This window comes from Stenotrophomonas sp. YJH_SMC_48-3, from assembly GCF_059369375.1.
The window spans coordinates 60,781-78,929 of record NZ_JCAFSQ010000014.1; the positions used below are offsets into that span (position 1 = coordinate 60,781).

The window sequence follows — 18,149 nt, forward strand, 5'->3', positions numbered from 1 at the left end:
CCGCGTGCCGCTACAGTTCGCGCACCCAGATGTTGCGGTAGCTGACCCTGGAGTCATGCTCCTGCAGATAGAGCGGCGCACATCCGTGCGGTGAGTAGGAGGGAGGACCGATGTACTCGGTCCTGCCCGCCACAGCGGTATCGTCCTGCACCAGAACACCGTTGTGCAGCACCGTGATGCGCGCCGGCGAGAGCAGCCCACCGCCCGGAGAGAAGCGCGGTCCCTTCCAGATGATGTCGTAGGCCTGCCACTGCCCCGGTGCGCGCGAGGCGTTCACCAACGGCATCGCCTGCTTGTAGATCGACCCCGCCTGGCCGTTGGCATACGTCGGGTTGTGGTAGCTGTCGAGCACCTGCAACTCATACAGTTCCTGCAGGAAGATGCCGCTGTTGCCCCGGTTCTGGCCGTCGAAGCCTTTCGTCTCGGTGGGGGTACGCCATTCGACATGCAGCTGGATATCGCAGAAGCGTTGCCTGGTGCGGATGCCCTTGCTGCCCGGAACGACGGTCATGGCGCCATCGGCAACCTTCCAGGGTACACGCCCTCCCTGCTCCGCCTCCCAGGCCGAGACATCCTTGCCATCAAACAGCACGATGGCGTCCGACGGTGCCTTGCCCGGTGGCGTGGCCACCACCGCAGGCACCGGCGTCCACACCTCGGTCTTCTTCGGGTCACGCGCAGCATCGGCACCGTCCTGTGCGAATGCCGTCGCAGCGGCAAGCAGGCCGGCGGTGCCCAGCAGAGCGCGGATCATCCAGGTGTCGTCCATCAGCTGGTCCCCCATGCAGGCGTACCGGGAACGTAGGCAAGGTCGCCGTCGTAACGTCCCGGCACGGCGACGTATTGCAGCACCCCGGTCGCACCGACCTTGGAGGTGAAGAAGCCAAAGATGGCCAGTTGCTTGATCATCGTGAAGTAATGCGGCATCGCCTCGCCTTCTTCTGGCGTACCGGTCTCGGTCACATCGGCATTGCGCGCCTTGGCTTCGGCATCCAGGGTACGCAGCAACCCGGTGCGTGCCTCCGGCGTGAGCGACAGGAAGCGGCCACCGGCACGCTTGTCGATGTCGGCCAAGCCGGCACGGAACACCGCCTGCTGGCGAGCGGTGTAGCAGTCGCTGACGAACGTGGCCATGAACGCACCGGCGCCCGCGTCCTTCGCCCCGGGTGTCCGGGTCCGCGGCAGGATGGTCTCGGCGATCTCGTCCAGCGTGCCGATATCGGCATCGGTGAACGCGGGCATCGCCCCCGCGGCCGGCGCCTGCCCTTGCACCAGCGCCGGCAGGCCAACCATGGCCGCACCGGTGGCGGCGACGATCATCTTCAGCAGTTCGCGACGATCCATCAGAGGTTCCCCGCTTTCAGTTCGCGCACCGCATGGTCGGCGGCACGCGCCGTCAACGCCATGTACGTCAGCGAGGGATTCACGCAGGCGCTGGAAGTCATGCAGGCACCGTCGGTCACATAGACATTGGGCGCATCCCAGACCTGATTGTGTGCGTTCAACACCGAGCTCTTCCGATCACGTCCCATGCGGGCGGTCCCCATCTCATGGATGCCCTTGCCCGGGGCATAGTCGTTGTCGTGCATCTTCACGTCCTTGACCCCGGCCGCCTCCAGCATCTCAGCGGCATCGGCGGCCATGTCCTTGCGCATCGCCAGTTCGTTGGCACGCATGGACACATCCATCGCCAGCACCGGCAGCCCCCACTTGTCCTTGCGGTTGCGGTCCAGGCGGATCGCATTGTCGTGGTGCGGCAGCATTTCACCGAACCCGGTCATGCCGATGCGCCAGTCGCCCGGCACGGTCAGCGCCTCCTTCAGGTCGGCACCGATGTTCAGCTCGGCGATCTCGCGCGACCAGCCGGTGCGGCTGGCACCGCCCTGGTAACCGAACCCGCGCAGGTAGCCGCGCTTGTCGGCGGCCACGTTGCGGAACCGCGGAATGTAGAAACCGCAGGGACGACGACCGAAGTAGTACTTGTCTTCGTAGCCCTCGACCCGGCCCGAGGCGCCCGCACCGAAATGATGGTCCATCACGTTGTGCCCGAGCTCACCCGACGAAGAGCCCAGCCCCCCGTCCCAGACGTCGGTCGCCGAATTCATCAGCAGCCAGGTCGAGTTGAACGACGATGCATTGAGGAAGATGACCTTGGCCGTGTACTGGTAGGTCTGGCCTGTTTCGGCGTCGATGACCTCCACGCCGCGCGCACGCTTGCGGTCCTTGTCGTAGAGCACTTCCTTGACGATCGAGAACGGCCGCAAGGTCAGGTTGCCGGTCTTCATCGCCGCCGGCAGCGTCGCCGACTGGGTCGAGAAATAGGCACCGAAGGGACAGCCCAGGATGCACTTGTTGCGGTACTGGCAGTTCACGCGGCCCTGCTCGGGCATCGGCTGGGTGATGTTGGCAGTGCGCGAGTGGATCATATGCCGTGTTCCGCCGAAGGCCTTCTTGATCCGCGCGGCCACATCCTTCTCGACGATGTTCAAGGGAATCGGCGGCAGGAATTCGCCGTCCGGCAACACGTCCAGTCCTTCGCGCGTGCCGGCAATGCCGGCGAACCTCTCTACATGGTCGTACCACGGCGCGATGTCGGCATAGCGGATTGGCCAATCGGTGGCGATGCCGTCCTTGAGGTTGGCCTCGAAATCCAGATCGGAGAAGCGATAGCTCTGCCGCCCCCACATCAAGGAACGACCACCGACGTGGTAGCCACGGAACCAGTCGAAGCGCTTGGTCTCGATGTAGGGCGAGTCCTGCTCGTTGGCCCACATCCCTTCCAGGTTCTCAGCCAGCCCGTAGTCGCGCATCAGCACCGGGAACGCGGCCTTCATTGCCTGCGTTGGCCGGTTGCGGTGCGGGAAATCCCACGCCTCCTTCATCGCGTTGACGTAGTCCTTGACGTGCTCGATGTTGCGCCCGCGTTCCAGCATCAGGACCTTCAGGCCCTTCTCGGTCAGCTCCTTCGCTGCCCAGCCGCCACTGATTCCCGAGCCAACAACAATGGCGTCGTAGTGATTATCTGCCATGGGTCTCTCACCTGGGTGGATATCGTTTCAGACGTCGCAGAGGCGGATCGCCTCGCGCAATGAGGCAACGGGATCGGGCGCGGCAGGCGTGAACTCCTGCGCCAGATACCCCTTGAAACCGGTGTCGCGGATCGCGCGGCAGATCGCTGCATAGTTCAGCTCCTGCTGGTCTCCGATCTCATGCCGGCCAGGCACGCCTGCGGTGTGGTAGTGCTTGAAGCAGGCGTGATGCTTGCCGATGGTGGCGATGATGTCGCCCTCCATGATCTGCATGTGGTAGATGTCGTACAGCAGGCCGAAGTTGTCCGAGCCGAGCCGCTGGCACAGCTCCACGCCCCAGGCCGAGTGGTCGCACAGGTAGTCGCGGTGATCGACCTTGGAGTTGAGCAGCTCCATCACCAGCACCACACCGCGCTTCTCGGCATGCCCGAGGATGCGCTTGAGGCCAGCCTCGGCATTGGCCATGCCGTCATGCGGGTCCATACCGTTGCGGTTGCCGGAGAAGCAGATGAGATTCCGGTAACCGGCATCGGCCACCAGATCGATGTGCCGCGTGTAGCGCTCTACCAGCTGGTCGTGGAACTCACGGCCGGCAAAGCCCTTGGTAAGGCCCAGCTCCGCGCCGTTGCACATCGAGCTGTAGACGCCATGGGCCTTCAGCGTGGGCCAGTCTTCGGGGCCGACCAGGTCGATCGCGGCAAAGCCGATGTCCTTCACCGTCGCGCAGAGCTGGGCAACTGACAGCTGCGGGAAGGTCCAGCGGGCCACGGCCTGCTTCAGGTTGCCCTTCAGCGGTGCAGTGGTGGCGAATGCAGGCAACGCTCCCGCAGTACCCAGAGCTACGCCTCCAGCAACCGCCATGCGCAGCGCATCGCGCCGCGTGAGCCCCCTCGAAGGAGCCGGTCTGATCGAATGGATGGACATCCACCTTCCGGCCTCCCAACCGGTATCAAACGCAACGATTCACAGCAATGCAATCGATTGCACCATAGGGGAGGAAATTGGATGCTTGCAAGTTGCGGTGCACGAAAATTCAATGCTGCGGGGCACAACTCCGTAGCAATCGCGGACAAAGAAAAGCCCCGCATGAGCGGGGCTTTCTTTTCTGCTGCAGGCGAGCGTCCGATCAGAACGGGATATCGTCGTCAGCGAAGTCGTCCATCGGCGGCGCCTGCTGCGGCTGCGGGCGCTGGTTGCCGCCCTGGTTGCCGTAACCGCCGCCCTGGTTGCCGCCCTGGTTGCCATAGCCACCGCCCTGGCCGCCACGCTGGCCACCGCCGCCGCCGTACTCCTGGCGCGGCGCCTGCTGGCGCTGCGGACGATCGCCGCCGTAGTTGCCACCACCGCCACCTTCACCGCGGCCGCCCAGCATCTGCATTTCATCGGCGATGATGTCCGTGGAGTACTTCTCCACGCCGTCCTGGCCGGTGTACTTGTCGTAGCGCAGGCTGCCTTCGACGTAGACCGAGCTGCCCTTGCGCAGGTACTCGCCGGCGATCTCGCCGAGCTTGCCGAAGAACACCACGCGGTGCCATTCGGTGCGCTCCTGCTGGTTGCCATCCTTGTCCTTGCGGACGCTGGTGGTGGCCAGGCTGATGCGGGTGATCGCCATGCCGCTCTGGGTGTACTTCACGTCCGGGTCGTTGCCGAGATTGCCGACCAGGATGACTTTGTTGATGCCGCGCGCCATAGATGGATTCTTCCGTTGTCCGGGGCTGGACCAGTGATAGCACACCCGACGGGGTGCCGATACGCTGGACCTCCCGCGGTTGCGAATGGGGGGATATCGGAACGAGGCATCTTACCATTCCCTTCGCCCCCGGCCCGTCGGGAATCCGGCCGATCCGGGTCGGAACCGACCTCAACGAAGCAGGGTGCGATCCAGCAGCAAGCCGGTGACCCGTGTGAGCTCCCCCACCGCCACCACCCTGGGCCCTTCATGGCAGTGGAAGCGCACGCCGGGCCGGATACGCTCCCGGTGCAGCCCCGCCCTGAGCACCTCATTGACCACGGTCAGGCCGGCCAACAGGGGCTCGCCCACCGGCAGCTCGGTCGCACAGCTGTCGCCCTCGGCGTGACGGAAGTCGGGCCAGATCATGAACAGCTCTGGCGCCCCGGCGTCATCGGCGTAGGCAAAGTCCCAGCGGATACCGTTCCGGGCCGGGCTGCGACGCCCACCCTCCTCTGGCGCAAGGATGCGGATCCGCGCCTCGAAATCGTCGGGGACACCCGGGTACAGGCGAAAGGTCACCGCTTGGCTCCATCAGGCTATGGTGTTGACCGTCGCACGACCGCGACCGTGGCCACAAGCAGTGACGGCCAGGACGGCCGGCAGCCACCCCATGGCATCATGCCCGTGCACCCTTCCCCCCGTCCCCTCCCGCGTTCTCATGACAATCAAAGGCAAAGCCACCTCCCTGGACATCGCCCATCTGGCCGGGGTCTCCCAGCCAACCGTGTCGCGGGCCCTGCGCGGCAGCCCGATGGTCAACGCCGAGACCCGCGAGCGCATCCTGCGCATCGCCCGCGAGCTGAACTACAAGGTCGACAAGAACGCCTCCAGCCTGCGCCTGCGCAACGCCGGCACGCTGGCCCTGCTGTTCTTCGAAGACCCGACCAACGACGATTCGCTGATCAATCCGTTCTTCCATTCGATGCTGGGCTCGATCACCCGCGCCTGCGCGCTGCACGGGCAGGACCTGCTGGTCTCGTTCCAGCAGCTGTCCACCGACTGGCAGGCCGATTACGAGGACAGCAACAAGGCCGACGGCATCATCCTGCTCGGCTACGGCGACTACCACGAATCGCGCGACCGCCTGCAGCGGCTGGTCGAACAGGGCACGCACTTCGTGCGCTGGGGCGCCGCCCTGCCCGGCCAGCCGGGCGTGTCGATCGGCAGCGACAACTTCCAGGGCGGGCATGACATCACCACCCACCTGCTGCAGCAGGGCTGCCGCCGCATCGCCTTCCTCGGCCATGCCTCCAGCCATTACCCCGAATTCCAGGAACGCTACCGCGGCCACGTCGCGGCCCTGCAGGACCACGGCCTGGCCGCCGAACCGGCGCTGCAGCACGATGCGATCACCACCGAGGCTTCCGGCCAGGAGGCCTGCCAGGCGCTGCTGGCGCGTGGCGAGCCGATCGATGCGATCTGCGCCGCCAGCGACCTGATCGCAATCGGTGCGATGCGCGCCCTGCGCGAGGCCGGGCTACGGGTGCCGCAGGACGTGGCGGTGACCGGCTTCGACGACATCCCGCTGGCGGCCTCGGTGTCCCCGGCGCTGACCACGGTCCAGCAGGACACCAAGCAGGCCGGCCAGCTGCTGGTGGAGCGCCTGCTGGCGTTGATCGGCCGACAGCCGGTGCAGAGCCAGAGCATCCCGGTGAAGCTGGCGGTGCGGGAATCGTCGCTGCGCCGGTAAGCGCCACCAGGCCTTACGCCACGCCTCAACGTGCGACGGCGGAATTCTTCCCCCATGACCAACGGCGGATGCGCACGGAGGCTGATGCGCGGATAACGCGCAGATATCGCCCATGGAAAGGTGTACGTCGCATGCTGAAGATCGATTCGCTGTCCAAGACGTACGCCAACGGCGTGCATGCCCTCAACAACGTCAACCTGGACATCCCGCGGGGCATGTTCGGCCTGCTCGGCCCCAACGGCGCCGGCAAGTCCTCGCTGATGCGCACGCTGTCCACCCTGCAGGAAGCCAACAGCGGCACGGCGACGCTCAGCATTCCAGGCGAGGCGCCGATCGACGTGCTGCGCGACAAGGATGCGGTGCGCCGCCGACTGGGTTACCTGCCGCAGGATTTCGGCGTGTACCCGAAAGTCAGCGCGCTGGACCTGCTGGAGCATTTCGCGGTGCTCAAGGGCCTGACGCAGCGCGCGCAGCGCCGCGAGGTGGTCGATGGGCTGCTGCAGCAGGTGAACCTGTGGGACGCGCGCAAGCGCAAGCTGGGCACCTACTCCGGCGGCATGCGCCAGCGCTTCGGCATTGCCCAGGCGCTGCTGGGTGACCCGCGGTTGGTGATCGTCGATGAACCCACCGCCGGCCTCGACCCGGAAGAACGCAACCGCTTCCTCAACCTGTTGGCGGCGATCGGCGAGAACGTGGCGGTGATCCTCTCCACCCACATCGTCGAGGACGTGACCGATCTGTGCCCGACGATGGCGATCATGAACAAAGGCCAGGTGCTGCTGACCGGGCGCCCGGCCGATGCCATCGACGCCCTGCAGCAGCAGGTCTGGCGCAAGCAGGTTGATCCTTCGGAACTGGCCGACCACGAGGCACGCTACGTGGTGCTGTCCACCCGCCTGGTCGGTGGCCGCCCGGTGATCCACGTGCACAGCGCCAACGACCCTGGCGACGGCTTCGCGGCCGTGGCTCCCGACCTCGAGGACGTGTACTTCCAGCGCCTGCGCCTTCAGGCCCGTAGCCGCGTCGCAGCCTGAGCGGAGCACGCCATGATCCTCAACTTCTTCCGCTTCGAGCTGCGCGAGCAGCTGCGATCCCCGCTGCTGTGGCTGCTGGCCGGGCTGTTCGCCCTGCTTGCCTTTGCCGCCGCGTCCAGCGACGCCGTGCAGATCGGTGGCGGCACCGGCAACGTGCACAGCAACGCGCCCACCGTGATCGCACAGATGCTGGGCATCTTCACCCTGCTCGGCATGCTGGTCACCGCCCTGTTCGTCAGCAACGCGCTGTTGCGTGACTTCGAACTCGGCACTGCCGAACTGATCTTCGCCAGCCCGGTGAAGCGCCGCGATTACCTGGCCGGGCGCATCGCTGCCGCCCTGGCGGCCGGGCTGCTGGTCTACATCCTGATCGCATTCGGCCTGTGGCTGGCGCCGTTCATGCCGTGGGTCGATCCCGAGCGCATGGGCCCGATCAGCTGGCAGGGCTATGCCTGGACGTTCGCGGTCGTCGTCATTCCGAACCTGTTGTTCACCACCGCGCTGCTGTCGCTGCTGGCAGCGCTGACCCGCTCGATCCTCTGGGTCTACATCGGCCTGGTGGCCTACCTGGTCTTGTACGGCGCCAGCGCGGCCCTGCTGCGCGACATCGACAATACGTGGATCGCGGTGCTGAGCGAACCGCTGGGCATGCGCGCACTCGGCCGTACCATCCGCTACTGGTCCACCGCCGAACGCAACAGCGGGGTCCCCGAGCTGGCCGGCTACCTGCTGGCCAATCGCGCCCTGTGGTTGGGCGTGGCTGCCGCGCTGTTTGCCGCCACCTTCGCGCTGTTCCGCACCGAACGCAGCGGCAGTGGCCGTCGGCGCTGGAGCCGCAGGCAGGCGCAACCGGCTTCCGAAGCCAGCGTGGTCCGTCCCACCCGCGCGACACTGCCGCGCGTGATACCGGCGTTCACTGCCAGCACGGCGTGGCAGCAGTTCCTGCGCCAAGTCCGCTTCGATACACGCGGTGTCCTGCGCAGCGTGCCGTTCATCGTGCTGCTGGTACTGGGCCTGGCCAACTTCCTGCCCAGCGCGCTATTCCGGCAGACCCTGTACGGCACCTCGATCTGGCCGGTCACCTCGCAGATGATCATGGGCCTGCAGGGGGCCTTCAGCTGGCTGCTGGTGATCATCGTGCTGTTCTTCGCCGGTGAGCTGGTCTGGAAGGAACGCAGTGCGCGCATCAATGAAGTGACCGATGCCATGCCGGTGCCGAACTGGGTGCCTCTGCTGGCCAAGTTCACCGCACTGCTGGCCGTGATCATCTGCTTCCAGGCCGCCGGCGCGCTGGCCGCGATGGGCGTGCAGCTGGCCAAGGGCTACACGCATCTGGAGCCGCTGCTGTACCTGCGCAGCCTCGCGCTGGATTCGGTGGTCTACATCCTGATGGGGGGCCTGGCGCTGGTGCTGCAGGTGCTCACCAACAACAAGTTCGTCGGATACGCATTGCTGATCGTGGTGATGATCGGCCAGGGCGTGCTCGGCCTGCTCGACTACACGCAGAACCTGTACAACTTCGGCAGCTGGCCCAACGCGCCCTATTCGGACATGAACGGCTACGGCCACTTCCTGACCGGGCAACTGGCGTTCCAGGGCTACTGGGCGTTGTTCCTGCTGACGCTGATGTGCTTGGCGTCGGCCTTCTGGGTACGGGGTGTCAGCCAGGGCCTGCGCCAGCGCCTGGCTCTGGCCGGCCGCCGCCTGCGCGGCCCGACCGGCGCCTTTGCAGCGCTGGCAGCAGTGGCGTTCGTCGGCGTGGGGGGCTGGCTGTACTGGAGCACCAACATCCGCAACGAGTTCCTTTCTCCGGACCAGCAGCTGGATCTGCAGGCCCGCTACGAGCGCGAGCTGTCGAAGTACCGCAACCTGCCGCAGCCCCGCATCGTGGCGGTGGACAACCGCGTGGACCTGTCCCCCGAATCGCAGTCGATGGTGATCGATGCGAACTGGACGATCCGCAATCTCCACGCGCAGCCGATCCCGGAACTGCATGTCTCGATGGGCGATGACAAACAGCTGGTAGCCGCCGATCTTGGCGGACAGACGATGGCCTTCCATGCCAAGGACCTGGGGTATCGCATCTATCGGCTGGACAAGCCTCTGCAACCGGGCGAAAGCCGCCGTGTCCATTTCCGGGTGGTGCAGAAGCCCAATGGCATCACCGCCGGCCAGGCGCCGAGCAACATCGTGGACAACGGCACGTTCTTCAACAGCCGCGTGTTGCCGTCGTTCGGCTACAACGAGGGCGCGGAGATCACCGACCGCAACGAGCGGCGCAAGCGCGACCTGGGTGAGCCGCGGCGCATGCCCAAGCTGGAAGACGAAGCCGCGCGTGCCAACACGTACATAGCCAACGATGCCGACTGGCTCGACTTCCGCACCACGATCTGCACGGCACCGGACCAGGTGGCGCTGGCCCCGGGCTATCTGCAGCATGAGAGCACGGTCAATGGCCGGCGCTGCTTCAGCTATGCCATGGATCGACCGATGCTGAACTTCTACGCCTATCTGTCGGCGCGCTGGGAGGTGCGCAAGGCAAAGTACAAGGACATACCGATCGAGGTCTACTTCGACCCGGCGCACGGCTACAACGTGGAGCGGATGATCGAAGCGGTGCAGAAATCGCTGGCCTACTACGAGGCGAACTTCACCCCGTACCAGCATCGCCAGGTGCGCATCATCGAGTTCCCGGGTTATGCCCGCTTCGCGCAGTCGTTCGCCAACACCATCCCCTACTCCGAAGCCATCGGTTTCATCGCCGACCTGCGTGACCCGGACAAGGTGGACTACGTGTTCTACGTGACCGCGCACGAAATCGCACACCAGTGGTGGGCGCACCAGGTGATCGGTGCCAACGTGCAGGGCGCCACGGTGCTGTCCGAATCGTTGTCGCAGTATTCGGCACTGATGGTGATGGAGCAGGAGTACGGCCGCCAGCACATGCGTCAGTTCCTCAAGCGCGAACTGGACGGTTACCTGTCCGGCCGCGGCGGCGAGGCCATCGAGGAACAGCCGCTGGAGCGCGTGGAGAACCAGCAGTACATCCACTACCAGAAGGGTTCGCTGGTGTTCTACCGGCTGCGTGAAGAGATCGGCGAAGTGGCCCTGAACCGCGCGTTGAAGCGCTTCCTGCAGGACAAGGGCTACCAGCAGCCGCCGTACACCACCTCACGCGAACTGCTGAGATACATCCGTGCCGAGACCCCGGCCGACCGCCAGCAGCTGGTCACTGACCTGTTCGAGAAGATCAGCTTCTACGACAACCGCGTGATGGCCGCCAGCGCCCGCAAGCGCGATGACGGTCGCTACGACGTGACCCTGGACCTGCATGCCAGCAAGCAGTATGCCGATGGCAAGGGCAAGGAGACCGCCGGCAAGATGGATGACTGGGTGGAGATCGGCGTGTTCGCCAATGGGCCGTCGGGCAAGGAGCGCGACCAGAAGGTGCTGTACCTGCAGCGCCACCACATCACCAGCGCCGCGCCGAAGATCACGGTGACGGTGGATGAAAAGCCCGACGAAGCAGGCTTCGATCCCTACAACAAGCTGATCGACCGGGTGAGCGATGACAATCGGCGCAAGGTAACGATGTGAGGCAACGGGGCGCCGGCCTGTGCGCCAGCGTTCCACGCAGCACGTGCGGGCTTGGCTCGGCTTTGCTGTTTGGCTTGGCCCTCCTGTAGTGCCGAGCCATGCTCGGCACATTGTCTACGGCAGCCGCGAAAATTCAGTGCACCGCGGCCTTCGGCCCCAGCAACGCCAGCAGCACGAAGACCACGACCGAGGCGACGGTGCCGAGCACCGCCGGTAACCCGAACGCCCACGCCGAACGGCCCTGCTGGCGTGCCCACTGGGCCAGATGCCAGGCCGCGCCCAGGTTGATCAGCCAGGCAACCACGAACACCGGCCACAGCACCATGCCCACCGCGCGCAGCAGGGGCATGGACACCAGCGCGGCAACGATCGCCGCGATCAGGAAGATCAGCGCAGAGCGGGAATGACGCGATTTGGATGCGTTCATGCGGCCAACCTGCGCACCATCACCAGCACGCGATAGCTGCGGTTGTCGGCTTCCTGCAGCGGCTTCCAGCCCAGCCGAGCGTACAGGCCGCCATCCAGCGCTTCGGTCTGTAGATACAACTCGGAAACGCCCATCCGAACCGCCTGCGCCGCTGCCTGCTGGACCAGCCCACTGGCCAGCCTGCGGCCCCGATGGCTGTCGGCCACGAACACGCTGCCCAGCCAGTGTTCATACTGCGGGAATGCCTGCATCTCCCTGCGCTTGAGCTGCACGGCACCAACCAACTGGTCTCCATCGAAGGCGGCGATCAGGTGCGGGAAACCTCCGGCGTCCTGCGGCGGATTGAGCCGCTGCAGTTCCTGTTCCAGCGACAGGCCCGCGTCTTGGCCCCATTGTGCGTGGTACCACTCGGCCAGTTGCTGCCGTTCCGGTGCGCCAGCGGGTAATACCCTGAATTCCATGGCAATGCCTTGATCCCGATATTGCCCAAGAGGATCACGGACGGCGCTCGAAGGGAAGCCTTCTGTAGAGTCGCGCCGTGCTCGACTGATCCGGCATTGCGCGAACGGCAGCCGAGCATGGGCTCGGCTCTACATGACAATCAACCCTGGGCGAAGTCCTTCAGGATCTCGCCGACGCCGCTGGGCGAGATCTCGAAGCCCAGCGAAGTGCCCGGGTTGATCACCACGCCGTAGCCACCCGGCACGCGGCGCAGCACGTCCAGCATCCGCCAGCGGATCTGGTGTTCGGCCTGCTGGCTGTAGATGCCCACCCGCGACGGATCGGTGAACACGGCCACGTGCAGGGTGCCCTGCTTGTCGAACAGCAGCGGGTCGAAGCCGCTGCCATCGGGGGTCACCAGGCTGCCGGTCAGCAGTACCACCTCGGAAGCGACGAAGGCCTCCATGAAGGCGCGGATCGGCACCGCCCCGTCCATCGCCGCCTTCAGCAGGGTTTCGATCGGGGTCTGCGGGGCGAGGTCGGTCATGGCGGTACGGCGGGGCGTGAGGGGGGGCCTATTGTAGGGTCGAGCCTGCTCGACTGCTCGAAGAGCGTGCCAACCGAGGTTGGCACCCACCAGAGCGGTAGCGCCGGGCCATGCCCGGCGGCGCCCTCACCGTCCCAGACGCTGGTCCCGAGCCTTCTGGTCGGTCATCGCCTTGTCCAGCTCGGCCTGCAGCGCTGGCTGCTGCACGGCGGCATCCAGCACATACACCTTCACGCCGTGTGCGGGCACTTCGGCCTCCAGGGAGGCATCCACCTGCAACGAACCGCCGTCCAGTGCATCGCGCCAGCGGCCGGACTGGACGTAACGCGCCACGGTGAGCGTCCTGGCCTGGTCGCCCTTGTTCAGCAGCACCAGCGCGGTCTGCGCCACGTCACCGTGCTGCAGCACGCGGAAGAACACCGCCTCATCGCCCTGCAGGCGTTCGTTCACCTGCAGGCCGCGCTGCAGGGCCGGGGTGACCTCGCGCAGCTTGGCAATGCGCTGCAGCGGCGCGAAGATCGGGCTCTGCGGTGCAGCGTCCACGCGCGGCTGGCCGAAGTAGGCACGGTTGCCTGCATGCTCGGCGCGGCCGCGCATGAAGCCGGTTTCCGAACCGTAATAAACCACCGGAATGCCGCGCGCGGTGAACAGCCAGTTGTGCGCGTCGATGAAGCCGGTGTCGCTGGCCTGAAGGCGCGGCATGTCGTGGTTGTCGTAGAAGCTCATCAGCTCGTACGGATTGGCATACGGGCCACCGCTCAGGTGCAGTGGCTCAGCCAGGGTCTCGAAGCCCTTGTTGGCGGTGCCGAAGGTCTGCTCCAGTGCGCCGCGCAACGGGAAATCGAGCACGCTCACGTTGGCATTGGATGGCCAGGTGTGCTCGGCAATGGTCGCCGCGTTGTAGTCGAAGGCTTCGCCAAACATGAACATGCCCGGGTGCTCGGCACGGATGCGCTTGACGAAGGCATGCCACCACGGGTGCGGCAGCCAGCCGATGGTGTCGATGCGCAACGCGTCCACGCCCTGCGCGGTCCATTGCAGGTAGGCGCCGACCAGGTAGTCCATCACCGCCGGATTGTCCTGGTTGAAGTCGGACAGCTCAGCCAGGTTGCCATCGAAGATCGAGCCATCCTTGCTGTCGACCGGTCCAATGTTGTTGTAGAACGCGTGCAGCGGGTTGTGCTTCGGATCCAGTTTCTGCGGCGGCAGATTCTGGTGGTCGGCGATCAGTTTTCCGTCCTTGTCGAAGATCTGGCCGAACTGCGGCTGTCGCGTCGGCATGGTCCAGGCCGGCGAGCCGTGGTTGCCCACGATATCCAGCACCACCTTCAAGCCAGCACCGTGCAGGCCCTTGGTCAGCCCGGCGAAATCCAGGTTCTTGCTGGGCAGGTGCTCATCGAGCTTGTAGAAGTTGATGCCCCAGTACCCGTGGTAGCCGGTCTTGCCGCGGTCGGTCAGCGTGCTGGTGCAGCTGATCGGCCTGCTGCCGGTGAACGCCTCGTCCGGGTTGTCGACGATCGGCGTGATCCATACCGCGCCGAAACCGAGGTTGCGGATGTACTGCGCGTTGTCGAGCACACCGCGGAAATCACCACCGAGGTAGCCGATGTTGCCGTCCACCTTGTCCGGGCACGGCACTGGGATGTCGAAGGTGCGGTGCGCGCCACCCTGGTCACGATGGTCATTGGCCGGGTCACCGTTGACGAAGCGGTCGGTGACCACGAAGTACACCGCATCGCTGGCGAACGGCTCGGTGGTGCCGACGTAGTCCGGGCGCGGCGTGGCCACGGCCTGGCCGGCGAACAGGGCAAGGGAAACAGCAACAGCCAACGCAGCACGCATCACACTACCTCCGGACGGGACGGAACCCGCAGCACGCACAGGCCGGCCAGGAACAGGCTGCAGCCGCCCAGCACCAGCACATGCATCGGCTGGCCACCCAGCCATGCGCGCAGGGCAAAGCCGAGCGCACTGGCCGCCACCAGCTGCGGGATCACGATGAAGAAATTGAAGATGCCCATGTACACGCCCATCTTCGACGCCGGCACGCTGTCGGACAGCAGTGCATACGGCAACGACAGGATCGAGGCCCAGGCAAAGCCGACGCCGACCATCGACAGCAGCAGCCAGTGCGGGTCGCGGATGAACATCAGCGAGACCAAGCCGGCGCCGCCCAGCCACAGGTTGACCAGGTGGCTCCAGCGCAGGCCGATCGCACGCACCATCGGCGGAATCAGCACCGCCGCCAGCGCAGCGAAGCCGTTGTAGGCGCCAAACAGCACGCCCACCCAGTTGGCACCTTCGTTGTAGGCGGCAGACTGTGGATCGGTCGAACCGAAGTGGGTACCGGCCACCGCAGCGGTGGTGTAGATCCACATGGCGAACAGCGCGAACCACGAGAAGAACTGCACCCACGCCAGGCGGCGCATGGTGACCGGCATCGCGCGCAGGTCGCCGACGATGGCGGCCAGCATATGCGTGGCCGGCAGCGCGCGCGCGGCCGCCAGCAGCAGGCCGTAGCCGGCGCACAGGCCGGCCAGCACGTACAGCATCCGGTCGCCTTGCCGCCAGGCGATCAGCAGCGCCAACAGCACACCCAGCCCAAGCCACAGGGTCACCCGCGTCCATGGAGCCGGGCCGTTGATCGCGGCCGCCGCGTGATGTTCCGGTGGCTCGGCATCATCGAACCCGGCCAGCTCCGCCGGTGAATATTCGCGGGTGCTGACCACCGTCCAGGTGATCGCCGCCAGCAGCACCACCGCGCCGAAGTAGAACGCATAGCGCACAGTGTCGGGCACTTCCCCGGCGGACGCGGTGTTGGCAACGCCGAAGTGGGCCAGGATGAACGGCAGAAAGCTGGCGACGATGGCACCCACGCCGATGAAGAAGCTCTGCATGGCATAGCCGGCCGGACGCTGGCGTGGCGCCAGCTGGTCACCGACGAAGGCACGGAACGGCTCCATCGATACGTTGATCGAGGCATCCAGTACCCACAGCGTGCCGGCTGCAATCCACAGCGTCGGCGAGTTCGGCATCACCAGCAGCGCCAGCGTGGTCAACACCGCACCGATCATGAAGTACGGACGACGGCGCCCCCAGCGCGTCCAGGTGCGGTCGGACAGGTAGCCGATTACCGGCTGCACCAGCAGGCCGGTCAGCGGCGCGGCAATCCACAGCCCTGGCACCGCGTCGATATCCGCGCCCAGCGTCTCGAAGATGCGGCTGGCATTGGCGTTCTGCAGGGCGAATCCGAACTGGATGCCGAGGAAGCCGAAACACATGTTCCAGATCTGCCAGAACGACAGCTGCGGTTTTGCCGTGCGATTCATCGTGCACCCTCTTCCATCGCCACCGGCGCCACCGTCAGCGCCTGCACCTGGGCCTGGTTGAGCACGCCTTCGCGGCCACCCTTGCCCCCGGTGTAGTGCGCGAAATGTTCAAGCGCGCTCATGTTGAAGCCTTCTTCGAGCGCGACGGTGCACTGCCCCTTGGCCACAACGAACGTTGCCGAAGTCGAGTCCTGCACCGCCACGCTGTGCGGCAGCGTAACCGTGTGCCGCTGCAACGGCTGGCCCGGGCACTGCAGCACCAGCTGCTTCACCGCAGCGGTGACGCCGGTGTTGATCGGCCCGTTCGGATTGCGGTACTGCAGGCGAAGACGCACCTGCCCGGCCTTGGCCGAGGTGAACTGCCAGCGATCCTCGCCCTTCAGCACCTGCTGCGGACCGACGCAGACCGTCGGGCTGTGCAGCGATTCCAATGCGTTGTCGCGCCGGGTCAGGCTGAGGCAATGCTGCAGGCCATCGTCACTGATGTGCGCCTGGCCGTTGCTGGCGGTGAGCGCGCGACCGTCCTGCCACAGCACCTGGCCGGCAGCGACCTCGACGTTCCAGCCCCTGCCCTTGCGCCGCGCCTGCGGTGCGGCCGGCGTGGCCGGTGCGCGCGCATTGGCGTCGGCCGTCATTGCTACGCTGCGCGGCGCCGCTGCTGCGGGGACCAGCTGCACGGTGGTGGTGGCACCACGCATCTTCACCTTGCCCGCTACCAGCAATCCATCGGCCAGCTGCTTCGGCCGCTCCAGCACATAACGCTTGCCGTTGGCCTCCAGGGAGATGCGGCGTTGCTTGCCGAACAGTTCGGGCACCAGCACGGCCGGCAGCTTGGGCTGCACGCGGCCATCGTCCTGCACGCCGAATACGCCTTCGACCACCATCGACAGATAGCCGGCCACCGACCACAGCTGGCGTTCGGAATTGACCACCGGGCCGCTCATTGCGCCTTCCTCGACATGCACGGCCTGGCTGACCAGCTCGTAGTTTTCCATGTTGGAGCCGGCCAGCGCGGCGCCCTGCATCAACGAGCGGATTTCGGCGGCGATGCGCGGCGCATCATCCAGCTGCCGCGCCGCGCGCAGCGAGTACGCACTGACGAACGGCCAGATCGCGCGATTGTGGTAGATCGGCTGCTGCGCCTCCTGCGGCCACACCACCGGGCTGCCGGCCGGGCCCATCGGATACGCCGCCAGCGCACGCCGCGCGCGCTCCGGCGGCAGCACCCCGGCCAGGATGCCCAGCGAAAGGCCGAGCAGATCCACCTTGGCGTACGGCACCGGGTGCGCGGCTTCACCGATGTAACTCATGTACTGGCCGATGTCTTCGCGCCAGAAGCGCGTATCGATCTGCTGCGCCAACGCATCGGCCCACGCCTTGTACTCGGCCGCGCGGGCATCGCCGTGCTGCCCGGCCAGGCGTTCGGCCAGGCGCAGTGCCTGGTAGTGCAGCACGTTGGTGGACAGTGCGTAGGAATCACCGATGAAGCGCACGTCCTCGCGGGTCCAGTCCGGATAGGTCTGCTCGCGCCAGTCCAGGAACGAGGTCTCGCCGCGGTACAGGCCCATCTGCGCGTCGAACACCATCGCGCGGTCCTGCGCCAGCGTGCCCTGCAGCGCCTGCCAGACCTGATCGGCAAACGCTCGGTCCTCCAGCAGGTGGCGTGCCGCCAGGAACCACACCACGCGGTCGCTGCTGATCGGCCAGCTGCCGCCGGAACCGGTGTCCTGCGCCACGAACAGGCCGGGCGTGTGCCCGTCGCGCGCCGCCGACAGCTTGAACTGCAGCGACTGCCGGGTGCGTTGCGGGTCCAGCCGCGCCAGCGCCAGATCGGCGGCGAAGCTGACATCGCGGGTCCACACATAGGGCCAGCGCGCGCCGGTCTGGAAGCACTCGCACGGCACCGGCCGGCCCTCGTCGAACGCGGGGTCGCGAATCGCGTCCACACGGTCCTGGCCCATCTCCTGCTGGGCCAGCGCAAACAACGCGTCGAACATCACGCTACCGGTCTGGCTGCGCATCGGCATGGGTGCGATACGCACCTCACCTTTCGGCGCATGCAGCACGAAGCTGCCGTTGGCAGCGGCTTCGGCGCGCGCTTGGCGGCCGTCGAATTGCAGGTCGGCCGCCTGCGCGGTCGATCCCAGCGCTGCCCCGAGGGCAGCGGTCAGGCAAATGATCTTCAGCATCGAAGCGGCGGACCGGCTTGCGCCCGTCGGCCTCCCTCCCTCTCTGCACGCGTTGTAGGTCCGCACCGTCGTTGCCGGCGGGCGGGCACGGCCCCTCCCTCAAGGTGCCTTGGCCCCATGGTAGACGCGGGGCT

At 66.2% G+C, this 18,149-nt stretch carries 15 protein-coding genes; 3 read left to right on the forward strand and 12 right to left on the reverse strand.

The annotated features are described in order from the left end of the window. Positions 1 to 10: 10 nt before the first annotated feature. The 6 genes from AC5P65_RS18795 to AC5P65_RS18820 form a co-directional block, all read right to left on the reverse strand. Positions 11 to 784, reverse strand: coding sequence for a 3-keto-disaccharide hydrolase (locus AC5P65_RS18795; protein ID WP_021203064.1), 774 nt, complete (start codon positions 782 to 784; stop codon positions 11 to 13). After that, a complete protein-coding gene (locus tag AC5P65_RS18800; protein ID WP_021203063.1) occupies positions 769 to 1,344 on the reverse strand; it encodes a gluconate 2-dehydrogenase subunit 3 family protein in 576 nt (191 codons plus the stop codon). Before AC5P65_RS18800 ends, AC5P65_RS18795 begins: the two co-directional genes overlap by 16 nt. Continuing rightward, entirely contained in the window at positions 1,344 to 3,029 is a 1,686-nt protein-coding gene (locus tag AC5P65_RS18805) for a GMC oxidoreductase (protein ID WP_021203062.1), read from the reverse strand. The genes AC5P65_RS18800 and AC5P65_RS18805 overlap by 1 nt, the downstream gene beginning before the upstream one ends. Positions 3,030 to 3,056: 27 nt before the next feature. After that, entirely contained in the window at positions 3,057 to 3,953 is an 897-nt protein-coding gene (locus AC5P65_RS18810; RefSeq protein WP_021203061.1) for a hydroxypyruvate isomerase family protein, read from the reverse strand. Positions 3,954 to 4,155: 202 nt separating this feature from the next. Then, a complete protein-coding gene (locus AC5P65_RS18815) occupies positions 4,156 to 4,719 on the reverse strand; it encodes a single-stranded DNA-binding protein (RefSeq protein WP_111098242.1) in 564 nt (187 codons plus the stop codon). A 171-nt stretch (positions 4,720 to 4,890) separates the two neighbouring features. Further along, positions 4,891 to 5,280 carry a hypothetical protein gene (locus AC5P65_RS18820; protein ID WP_021203059.1) on the reverse strand — a complete coding sequence of 130 codons (390 nt, stop codon included), beginning with the start codon at positions 5,278 to 5,280 and terminating at the stop codon, positions 4,891 to 4,893. 139 nt (positions 5,281 to 5,419) lie between these two features. Between AC5P65_RS18820 and AC5P65_RS18825 the strand changes: the two genes are divergently transcribed. From AC5P65_RS18825 to AC5P65_RS18835, 3 genes are all read left to right on the forward strand, one after another. Beyond that, positions 5,420 to 6,451 (forward strand): LacI family DNA-binding transcriptional regulator, encoded by a 1,032-nt coding sequence (locus AC5P65_RS18825; protein WP_111098241.1) that lies wholly within the window; start codon positions 5,420 to 5,422, stop codon positions 6,449 to 6,451. A gap of 131 nt (positions 6,452 to 6,582) precedes the next feature. Next, positions 6,583 to 7,485, forward strand: coding sequence for an ABC transporter ATP-binding protein (locus tag AC5P65_RS18830; protein ID WP_111098240.1), 903 nt, complete (start codon positions 6,583 to 6,585; stop codon positions 7,483 to 7,485). Positions 7,486 to 7,497: 12 nt separating this feature from the next. Then, positions 7,498 to 11,082, forward strand: a complete 3,585-nt coding sequence (locus tag AC5P65_RS18835; RefSeq protein WP_478434489.1) for an ABC transporter permease/M1 family aminopeptidase — start codon at positions 7,498 to 7,500, stop codon at positions 11,080 to 11,082. 133 nt (positions 11,083 to 11,215) lie between these two features. On the opposite strand, the gene AC5P65_RS18840 is transcribed toward AC5P65_RS18835, so the two are convergent. The 6 genes from AC5P65_RS18840 to AC5P65_RS18865 all read right to left on the reverse strand — a co-directional run bounded on the left by AC5P65_RS18840 (position 11,216) and on the right by AC5P65_RS18865 (position 18,015). Next, complete coding sequence (locus AC5P65_RS18840) at positions 11,216 to 11,509, reverse strand: hypothetical protein (RefSeq protein ID WP_111098238.1); 294 nt, start codon at positions 11,507 to 11,509, stop codon at positions 11,216 to 11,218. Continuing rightward, on the reverse strand, positions 11,506 to 11,970 hold the full coding sequence (locus AC5P65_RS18845) for a GNAT family N-acetyltransferase (RefSeq protein ID WP_021203055.1): 465 nt from the start codon (positions 11,968 to 11,970) through the stop codon (positions 11,506 to 11,508). Before AC5P65_RS18845 ends, AC5P65_RS18840 begins: the two co-directional genes overlap by 4 nt. Positions 11,971 to 12,110: 140 nt before the next feature. After that, on the reverse strand, positions 12,111 to 12,497 hold the full coding sequence (locus AC5P65_RS18850; RefSeq protein WP_021203054.1) for an SseB family protein: 387 nt from the start codon (positions 12,495 to 12,497) through the stop codon (positions 12,111 to 12,113). A gap of 126 nt (positions 12,498 to 12,623) precedes the next feature. Beyond that, a complete protein-coding gene (locus AC5P65_RS18855) occupies positions 12,624 to 14,339 on the reverse strand; it encodes an alpha-amylase family glycosyl hydrolase (protein ID WP_111098237.1) in 1,716 nt (571 codons plus the stop codon). Then, positions 14,339 to 15,826 carry an MFS transporter gene (locus AC5P65_RS18860; protein WP_021203052.1) on the reverse strand — a complete coding sequence of 496 codons (1,488 nt, stop codon included), beginning with the start codon at positions 15,824 to 15,826 and terminating at the stop codon, positions 14,339 to 14,341. Before AC5P65_RS18860 ends, AC5P65_RS18855 begins: the two co-directional genes overlap by 1 nt. Next, on the reverse strand, positions 15,823 to 18,015 hold the full coding sequence (locus tag AC5P65_RS18865; RefSeq protein WP_111098236.1) for an MGH1-like glycoside hydrolase domain-containing protein: 2,193 nt from the start codon (positions 18,013 to 18,015) through the stop codon (positions 15,823 to 15,825). Before AC5P65_RS18865 ends, AC5P65_RS18860 begins: the two co-directional genes overlap by 4 nt. Positions 18,016 to 18,149: the final 134 nt, after the last annotated feature.

What these genes read in the sequence shown, in the direction of transcription:
- AC5P65_RS18845 (WP_021203055.1), bottom strand. Translation starts at nt 11,970, where the DNA reads ATGGAATTCAGGGTATTACCCGCTGGCGCACCGGAACGGCAGCAACTG.
- AC5P65_RS18810 (WP_021203061.1), bottom strand. Translation starts at nt 3,953, where the DNA reads ATGTCCATCCATTCGATCAGACCGGCTCCTTCGAGGGGGCTCACGCGG.
- AC5P65_RS18860 (WP_021203052.1), bottom strand. Translation starts at nt 15,826, where the DNA reads ATGAATCGCACGGCAAAACCGCAGCTGTCGTTCTGGCAGATCTGGAAC.
- AC5P65_RS18835 (WP_478434489.1), top strand. Translation starts at nt 7,498, where the DNA reads ATGATCCTCAACTTCTTCCGCTTCGAGCTGCGCGAGCAGCTGCGATCC.
- AC5P65_RS18850 (WP_021203054.1), bottom strand. Translation starts at nt 12,497, where the DNA reads ATGACCGACCTCGCCCCGCAGACCCCGATCGAAACCCTGCTGAAGGCG.
- AC5P65_RS18840 (WP_111098238.1), bottom strand. Translation starts at nt 11,509, where the DNA reads ATGAACGCATCCAAATCGCGTCATTCCCGCTCTGCGCTGATCTTCCTG.
- AC5P65_RS18800 (WP_021203063.1), bottom strand. Translation starts at nt 1,344, where the DNA reads ATGGATCGTCGCGAACTGCTGAAGATGATCGTCGCCGCCACCGGTGCG.
- AC5P65_RS18865 (WP_111098236.1), bottom strand. Translation starts at nt 18,015, where the DNA reads ATGCTGAAGATCATTTGCCTGACCGCTGCCCTCGGGGCAGCGCTGGGA.
- AC5P65_RS18825 (WP_111098241.1), top strand. Translation starts at nt 5,420, where the DNA reads ATGACAATCAAAGGCAAAGCCACCTCCCTGGACATCGCCCATCTGGCC.
- AC5P65_RS18830 (WP_111098240.1), top strand. Translation starts at nt 6,583, where the DNA reads ATGCTGAAGATCGATTCGCTGTCCAAGACGTACGCCAACGGCGTGCAT.
- AC5P65_RS18805 (WP_021203062.1), bottom strand. Translation starts at nt 3,029, where the DNA reads ATGGCAGATAATCACTACGACGCCATTGTTGTTGGCTCGGGAATCAGT.
- AC5P65_RS18795 (WP_021203064.1), bottom strand. Translation starts at nt 784, where the DNA reads ATGGGGGACCAGCTGATGGACGACACCTGGATGATCCGCGCTCTGCTG.
- AC5P65_RS18815 (WP_111098242.1), bottom strand. Translation starts at nt 4,719, where the DNA reads ATGGCGCGCGGCATCAACAAAGTCATCCTGGTCGGCAATCTCGGCAAC.
- AC5P65_RS18855 (WP_111098237.1), bottom strand. Translation starts at nt 14,339, where the DNA reads ATGCGTGCTGCGTTGGCTGTTGCTGTTTCCCTTGCCCTGTTCGCCGGC.